We start from the raw sequence: 6,570 nt of genomic DNA, 5'->3' as shown, positions 1-6,570 counted from the left end.
GCTTGTCGAGACCCTTGCACACCAGCGGTCTCGACAAGCTCGACCGACGGATCAGGGACATCGACCGACGGATGTGCCCGCTGCTCGACCGACGGATGCTCCCACCGAGGCATGGTCAGCCGATCACCGTCGCGGTCCACTCCCGGATCCAGCTGTCCCGCTTGGCCGAGATGGTCTCGGCCGGCACGTTGAACGGCTGCTCGGCCAGCGGCGCGAACCGCTGCCAGTCCTTCGGCAGCTCGACCGACGAGTCGGCCGGATACATGTACATCTCGCCGGGAATGTCGGCCTGCACCTTCTTGGTCAGCAGGAAGTCGATGAACTTCCGGGCACCGACCTCGTTCTGCGCACCGGCGATCACGCCGGCGTACTCGACCTGACGGAAGCAGGTCTGCAGCAGCGCGGTGGTGTTGGACTCCTTGCCGCCCTTGGGCACTTCGAAGGCGGGCGAGGTGCTGTACGAGACCACCAGGGGGCGCGAGCCCTTGCCCGACGAGCCGGAGAACTCGGCCGAGTAGGCCTCCGTCCAGCCCTTGACGACCTTGACCCCGTTGTTCTTCAGAGCCTTCCAGTACTCCAGGTAGCCGGGGTCGCCCTGGGCGCCGACGGTGGCGGTCAGCCAGGCCAGGCCGGGTGAGGACGACGCCGGGTTCTCGACCACCAGCAGGTCCTTGTATTCAGGCTTGGTCAGGTCGTTCAGCGTCTCGGGGAGGGCCAGCTTCTTGTCCGCGAACCACTTCTTGTCGGCGTTCACGCAGACGTCGCCCAGGTCGATCGCGGTGAGCCGTCCGCTGTCGTCGGCGGCCAGCTTGGCCACGCTCTCGGGCACCGACGCCGCGGTGTAGGGCGTCACCACGCCCTCGGCGATGGCGCGTCCGGCGAAGGTGTTGTCGATTCCGTACACCACGTCGCCCAGCGGCGAGTCCTTGCTCAGGATCAGCTGGTTCACCAGCGCCCCGCCGTCGCCGGGCTGCACGTAGGTCACGGTGTAGCCGGTGCTGTCGGCGAACTCCTTCTTGAGCGCGTCGCTGAGCGCGAACGAGTCGTGGGTGACGACGGTCAGCTTCTTCGATTCGGTGGGTGCCGAGGCGCTGGAGCTGGCCGGACCCGAGCTCGGTCCGGCCGGCGTGGAGCTGGCGCAGCCGGCCAGCAGACTGACCCCGCTCAGCAGGGCCACAGCCCCGACTGCGATCGTGCGAGTATTCCTGGACATCGTGTTCCTCCTTGCCGGAGGGCTCACCGTGGTGGTGAGGAGATCCCGACTCCCTACGCCGGTGCTAACCGGATCAGGTTCGAGGGTCTGCGGTCGATCCGCACTCTCAGCGCCCCATGGCGCTCCCCTGTCGATTTCCCACCCTACATGCCGCTTTCGTCCGGCTGCGACGCCGTAGACCAGCCATTGCGCGACTCCCTGCGACGAGCTAGATTTTCTACATACAAACATGTAGTAAATAAGGAGTGGCTGTGGCCGACATGACCGACGTAACCGACCTGGCGTCGATGGTGCAGGTGCAGCCACAGTCCACGGTCTCGCGCACGGTGCTGCGGGCCGAGGGCACCAATGTCGTCCTCTTCGCCTTCGATGAGGGTGAGGAGTTGCGTGAGCACACGGCCGCCATCCCGGTGCTCCTCCAGACGCTCGAGGGCTCGCTGCGGATTACAGCCGACGGCCGCAGCGTAGTCCTCGAGCCCGGCGACCTGCTTCATCTGAGCACCCGGGTGCCGCACGCGGTCGAGGCGCTGGCACCGTCCAAGCTGGCACTCTTCCTGCTCACCCGCGACTGAGGTGCTCGCGATGCAGACATTGCCGCAGCAGAACCGCCGGCCCGAGGACGCCCAGGGGCACTGGCTGCTCGCCCGGCTCGGTAAACGGGTGCTGCGCCCGGGCGGCCTGGAACTCACCACCGGACTGCTCGACCGGCTCGGCCTCACCGGAACCGACGTGGTCGAGTTGGCGCCCGGCATCGGCAAGACGGCCGAACTGATCCTGCGCCGCCGGCCCGCCAGTTACGTCGGTGTGGACGCCGACCCGTCCGCGGCCGCGCTGGTCGCCGGCATCGTCGGCCCTTCCGGTGGGCGCACCGTCACCGCGGACGCCGCTGACACCGGCCTGCCCGCGGCCAGCGCCCACGTGGTGATCGGCGAGGCGATGCTGACCATGCAGACCGAACGCGGTAAGCGGGCCATCATCGCCGAGGCCGCGCGACTGCTGCGTCCGGGTGGGTGCTACGCCATCCACGAACTGGGACTGCAGCCCGACGACCTCGACCCGTCCGTCGGCGAGGAGATCCGCAAAGACCTGGCCCGCACCATCAAGGTGAACGCCCGGCCGCTGACCGCGTCCGAATGGCGCCGGTTGCTCAGCGACGCCGGCCTGGTCGTGGAGTGGACCGGCACCGCACCGATGGCGCTGCTCAAGCTGCGCCGGAACCTGTCTGACGAAGGACTCGGACGAGTGCTGCGGATCGCCTGGAACCTGCTCCGCAACCCGGCCGCTCGCCGTCGGGTGCTGACAATGCGGCGCACCTTCGTGAAGCACGCCGACCACCTGACCGGCATCGCACTGATCGCCCGCAAGCCAGTCTGAGCCCTCGCACACCCGGGGACGGTTCTCCCACATGCGATTTTCGAACGAAAAGAACCGTCCCCCGAGATGCGAATCTCGAACGTCCGGGGACGGTTCTCGCGGGTGCGAATTTCGAACGAGAAAGAACCGTCCCCCGATGTTCGAGCCTGGCGGCCGCGGCCTCGAGATGCTCGGCCAGCGCGGTTTCAGGGACGCCAGCCGGCTGGCGGGTCCTCGCCGACCAGGCCGTCGACGTTTTCGCGGAGCAGGTCGGCGTGGCCGGTGTGTCGTCCGTACTCCTCGATCATGTCGCAGACCAGACGGCGCACGCTGGCCCGCTGATCACCCTCACCCAGGGCGCTGGGCCGGTCGATGCCGCCGTCCGCGATCACCGCAGCGAGCCGCTCACGGGCAGCGGCCACCGCATCGTCATAGAGCCGGTACAACTCGTCAGGAGCCTTGTCGGCGGCCGTGGTGAACGTCCAGTCGGGATCGCTCCAGTCGGCCGAACGCCAGGGTTCGCCGGGGTCGGAGCGGTCGAGATCCCAGGTGAAGCGGAGCGCCTCGACACCGGCCAGGTGCTGCAGCAGTCCGCCCAGGGTCAGCGCCGACGGGCCGAGCCGCTTGCTCAGGCCGTCCGCGTCCAAGCCGGACGCCTTCCAGCGGAAGGTCCACCGCAATCGGTCGAGCATTCCAACCAGATGCTCCAACTCGCTGCCCGCCAACGGCGGTTCCCACGGGAAGTCCGGATGACCCGGGATCGGGTCGACGTGTTCAGTCATGGCTGCCGCCTTTCGCTGGTCGATTCCCTCACGTTAGGCCGCATTCCGGACGGAACCCATCCGGATATCTCGCAAGCCTCGGCTATGCGAGCTGTGTGGGTTCGCTCGTTCGCACCGCGTCCGGGAGCGCGAGCGATCCGAGCAGGTTGAGCTTTTCGGCGCTGTCGGTGCCGGGTTGGGCGTGATAGACGACCAGCATCAGGCCCTCGGTGCCACTGATCGCGAGCTTCTCTCGGTCGAGGTGGAGGGTGCCGACCTGGGGGTGGGCGAAGGTCACCGCGGCGCCGCTGCGCGGGCCGACGTCGTGGCGGGCCCAGAGTTGCCGGAAGAGTGGGCTGGCAAGGGACAACTCCCCCACCAGCTCGATGAACCGCGGGTCGTCGATGTCGGTACCGACCGACTGCCGGAAGCCGGCGATGAGTGCGCCGGCGGCCTTGGCGCCGTGCACGAACAACGCCTGCTCTTCGGGGTCGAGGAAGACGTCGCGCAGCCGGTTCCTGCCGATCCGCAGTCGCGGCGAGAGTGCGGTGGCGAGCGGATTGGCCGCCAGCACGTCCAGGTAGCGGCCCTCGATGAAGGCGGGGACGGACAGTTCCGCGACGAACCGCGCAGTGCTCGCCGGTACGGCCTCGCGGCGCACCCGTCGGGCCGGACGGCGGGGCCGCTCGGCGGCGAGACTCAGCAGGTAGGCGTCGTCGTCGAGTTGCAGCACTCGTCCGATGGCCTGCAGCACCTGCGCGGACGGGTTGCGGTCGCGTCCCTGCTCGAGCCGCAGGTAGTACTCGGCGCTGATACCGGCGAGCATCGCGACCTCTTCGCGACGCAGGCCGGGCACGCGGCGCTGCCCGATGACCGGGATGCCGACCTGTTCGGGCCGGACGAGTTCGCGCCGGGCGCGCAGGTATTCGCCGAGCAGGGACGGTTCGGTGGGCATGGGTTCACCGTAGGCGTCCGGACGCTCCGTGTGGGTGTCCCTGCCGCTACCAGGACCGACAGGGCACTTGGCCGGAGTTCGGCGCGGACCCACGATCGAGACATGGCTGATTCTCTCGTCCTTGTCACCGGCGGTTCTGGATTCATCGCCGGCCACTGCATCCTCCAGCTTCTCGACCAGGGGTATCGGGTGCGCACCACCGTCCGCAGCCTGGCCCGCGAGGCGAGCGTGCGCGACGTCCTGACCCGCGCCGGCATGAACCGCGGCGACGTGCTCGAGTTCGTTGCCGCTGACCTGACCCGCGATGACGGTTGGGCGGACGCGATGGCCGGCGTCGACGCGGTGCTCCATGTCGCCTCCCCGGTGGTGCCCGGCAAGGTGGCCGATGAGAACGAGGTGATCAAGCCGGCCCGCGACGGCGCCCTGCGGGTGCTGCGTGCAGCCCTCGAGGCCGGAGTGCGGCGGGTCGTGCTGACCTCGGCGTTCCACGCGGCCGGGTTCGGACACCCGCACTCGCACGACCGGTTCACCGAGGACGACTGGTCGCCGATCGACGGTCCGGGCGTCGACGCCTACGGCCGCAGCAAGATCCTCGCCGAGCGTGCCGCGTGGGATTTCGTCGCCTCCGAGCAGGGAGCCCCGGAGCTGGTCACGTTGCTGCCGGTGGCGGTGATGGGCCCCGTCCTGGGTACGGACATCTCCGGATCCAACCGGCTCATCCAACGGATGCTCTCCGGCTCGATGCCCGCGGTGCCACGCCTGTCGATCCCGATCGTCGACGTCCGCGACGTAGCCGCCGCTCATCTGGCTGCCATCGACGCTCCGGACGCCGCCGGCCAGCGCATCCTGCTCGCCAGCGGAGAACCCGCCATTCCGATGAGCACCATCGCCGACACCCTGCGCAGCCATCTCGGCCAGAGCGCGGCGAAGGTGCCGACCCGGCGACTGCCGGATCTCGTGGTCCGCGTCGGTGGGTTGTTCAACACCGAACTGCGGTCCGTCGCGGCTGAACTCGGACTGGTCAAGCAGGTGTCGATCGACAAGGCACGCGACCTGCTCGGCTTCCGGCCGCGGCCGTCCGAAGAAGCGATCGAAGCAGCCGGCGAAAGCCTGGTCGCAGCAGGGCTCGCGTAGCCCCCGCCTGGGATGTTCTCCGACTTCCCCAGGGAGGCACTGATCATTCACGTCATCCCGGGCTCCGACCCGGGATCTCAGGCGGGGAGATCCCGGATCAAGTCCGGGATGACGATGGAGGGACTTCGGTCGGCGCATCTCTGGTGAGCCATGCGGCGAGTCCCGCGAATACCGCCAAGGCGGCGGTCGTCCAGACGATGGTCCATTGGTCGGAGGTGATCGGGCTGTTGCTGATCAGGGTGATCAGCGGAGCGACGAGTGCGGTGGCGAGCATCAGCGCTGCAAGCACTCCGAGGCTGGTGGCCAGGTAGCCGATGCTGAGTCGGGTGGTCCAATGCGCGCTGGCCCGGACGGCGGTGAGGTAGTGGCCGGCGAGCACGAGTAGCGCGGCCTGAAGGGTCGTGCCGAGGCTGGGAGTGCTGAGACCGGTCAGCCACCAGGAGCCGATGATCAGGATCCAGATCGTGGCGCCGGGCGAGTCCGGTCGGGCGAGCGCCCAGCCGACGGCTACTGCGGCCGCCGCAGCCAGGATCCATTGCTGCTCGTGACTGGTGGCCCGGAAGCAGAGGATCGTGGCGAACGCGAACATTGCGGCTTGGAGCACGGTGAGAGTCCAGGCGGGTACGCCGTTCGTGGTTGTTGCTGCTCTCGGAGCAGTCATCGGTGCGCCCTTCGCGGCCCGCGGGAGGCGGCCAGCCCGGCCAGCAGCGGCGCCAGGCTGGCTTGGCCTTGCCAACGGCTGACCGGGATGCCCTGCTGGCGCAGGCGACGGAGGTCGTCGCCGCGTTCCAGTGCGCGGATTCTCAGGGCGTTCGCGGCACCGGTCGGCGTGCTGCTGAGGTCGGCCGGGAAGGTGTCGACGATGGCGAGTTCGTGGCCGGCGCGGTGCAGGGCGTCGATCGTGTCCAGAGTGTGCGTGGCGAGCAGGGGGCTGCAGACGAAGGTCAGGGTGTGGGGCCGGACGCGGAGCGCGGGCAGGGTGGGCTTATCGGACGTGTTTCGGTCGAGTCGGCTGAGCAGATCGAGCAGGCGGCGAGTCTGGTTGCGGCCGGTGCCGAACGGCAGGGTGGGGATTCGCCCGCCCAGGTCGTGCAGGGCGATCCGGTCGCCGAGCCAGGCGTAGTGGTGGGCGACGGCGGAGGCGGCTTCGCAGC

7 protein-coding genes, 1 pseudogene and 1 riboswitch are annotated in these 6,570 nt (G+C 68.9%); of the genes and pseudogenes, 3 read left to right on the top strand and 5 right to left on the bottom strand.

Features of this window, described 5'->3' with window-relative positions; genetic code table 11:
- Positions 1–115: 115 nt before the first annotated feature.
- A complete protein-coding gene (locus QM624_RS07595; protein ID WP_415090400.1) occupies positions 116–1,213 on the bottom strand; it encodes a thiamine ABC transporter substrate-binding protein in 1,098 nt (365 codons plus the stop codon).
- A 33-nt stretch (positions 1,214–1,246) separates the two neighbouring features.
- Positions 1,247–1,352, bottom strand: a riboswitch (TPP riboswitch).
- Positions 1,353–1,473: 121 nt separating this feature from the next.
- Here QM624_RS07595 and QM624_RS07590 point away from each other — a divergent pair.
- Positions 1,474–1,785: a cupin domain-containing protein gene (locus QM624_RS07590; RefSeq protein ID WP_415090398.1), complete on the top strand. Its 312-nt coding sequence runs from the start codon at positions 1,474–1,476 to the stop codon at positions 1,783–1,785.
- A 10-nt stretch (positions 1,786–1,795) separates the two neighbouring features.
- Positions 1,796–2,587 (top strand): class I SAM-dependent methyltransferase, encoded by a 792-nt coding sequence (locus QM624_RS07585; RefSeq protein ID WP_415090396.1) that lies wholly within the window; start codon positions 1,796–1,798, stop codon positions 2,585–2,587.
- A gap of 185 nt (positions 2,588–2,772) precedes the next feature.
- Here QM624_RS07585 and QM624_RS07580 read toward each other — a convergent pair whose 3' ends face one another.
- Both QM624_RS07580 and QM624_RS07575 read right to left on the bottom strand, forming a co-directional pair.
- Positions 2,773–3,348: a DUF664 domain-containing protein gene (locus QM624_RS07580; RefSeq protein WP_415090394.1), complete on the bottom strand. Its 576-nt coding sequence runs from the start codon at positions 3,346–3,348 to the stop codon at positions 2,773–2,775.
- Positions 3,349–3,430: 82 nt separating this feature from the next.
- Entirely contained in the window at positions 3,431–4,282 is an 852-nt protein-coding gene (locus QM624_RS07575) for a helix-turn-helix domain-containing protein (protein WP_415090392.1), read from the bottom strand.
- Positions 4,283–4,384: 102 nt separating this feature from the next.
- Between QM624_RS07575 and QM624_RS07570 the strand changes: the two genes are divergently transcribed.
- Positions 4,385–5,416 carry an SDR family oxidoreductase gene (locus tag QM624_RS07570; protein ID WP_415090390.1) on the top strand — a complete coding sequence of 344 codons (1,032 nt, stop codon included), beginning with the start codon at positions 4,385–4,387 and terminating at the stop codon, positions 5,414–5,416.
- A gap of 97 nt (positions 5,417–5,513) precedes the next feature.
- Here QM624_RS07570 and QM624_RS07565 read toward each other — a convergent pair whose 3' ends face one another.
- Together QM624_RS07565 and QM624_RS07560 are read right to left on the bottom strand one after the other, a co-directional pair.
- A complete protein-coding gene (locus QM624_RS07565) occupies positions 5,514–6,077 on the bottom strand; it encodes a hypothetical protein (RefSeq protein ID WP_415090388.1) in 564 nt (187 codons plus the stop codon).
- Positions 6,074–6,570, bottom strand: a pseudogene (locus QM624_RS07560) (hypothetical protein); the annotation flags it as partial. The gene QM624_RS07565 and the pseudogene QM624_RS07560, both read right to left, overlap by 4 nt.

Source organism: Micropruina sp., assembly GCF_047606365.1.
GTDB lineage: Bacteria > Actinomycetota > Actinomycetes > Propionibacteriales > Propionibacteriaceae > Micropruina.
This window is presented reverse-complemented; position numbering and strand designations above follow the sequence as displayed.

What these genes read in the sequence shown, in the direction of transcription:
- QM624_RS07595 (WP_415090400.1), bottom strand. Translation starts at nt 1,213, where the DNA reads ATGTCCAGGAATACTCGCACGATCGCAGTCGGGGCTGTGGCCCTGCTG.
- QM624_RS07590 (WP_415090398.1), top strand. Translation starts at nt 1,474, where the DNA reads ATGACCGACGTAACCGACCTGGCGTCGATGGTGCAGGTGCAGCCACAG.
- QM624_RS07585 (WP_415090396.1), top strand. Translation starts at nt 1,796, where the DNA reads ATGCAGACATTGCCGCAGCAGAACCGCCGGCCCGAGGACGCCCAGGGG.
- QM624_RS07580 (WP_415090394.1), bottom strand. Translation starts at nt 3,348, where the DNA reads ATGACTGAACACGTCGACCCGATCCCGGGTCATCCGGACTTCCCGTGG.
- QM624_RS07575 (WP_415090392.1), bottom strand. Translation starts at nt 4,282, where the DNA reads ATGCCCACCGAACCGTCCCTGCTCGGCGAATACCTGCGCGCCCGGCGC.
- QM624_RS07570 (WP_415090390.1), top strand. Translation starts at nt 4,385, where the DNA reads ATGGCTGATTCTCTCGTCCTTGTCACCGGCGGTTCTGGATTCATCGCC.
- QM624_RS07565 (WP_415090388.1), bottom strand. Translation starts at nt 6,077, where the DNA reads ATGACTGCTCCGAGAGCAGCAACAACCACGAACGGCGTACCCGCCTGG.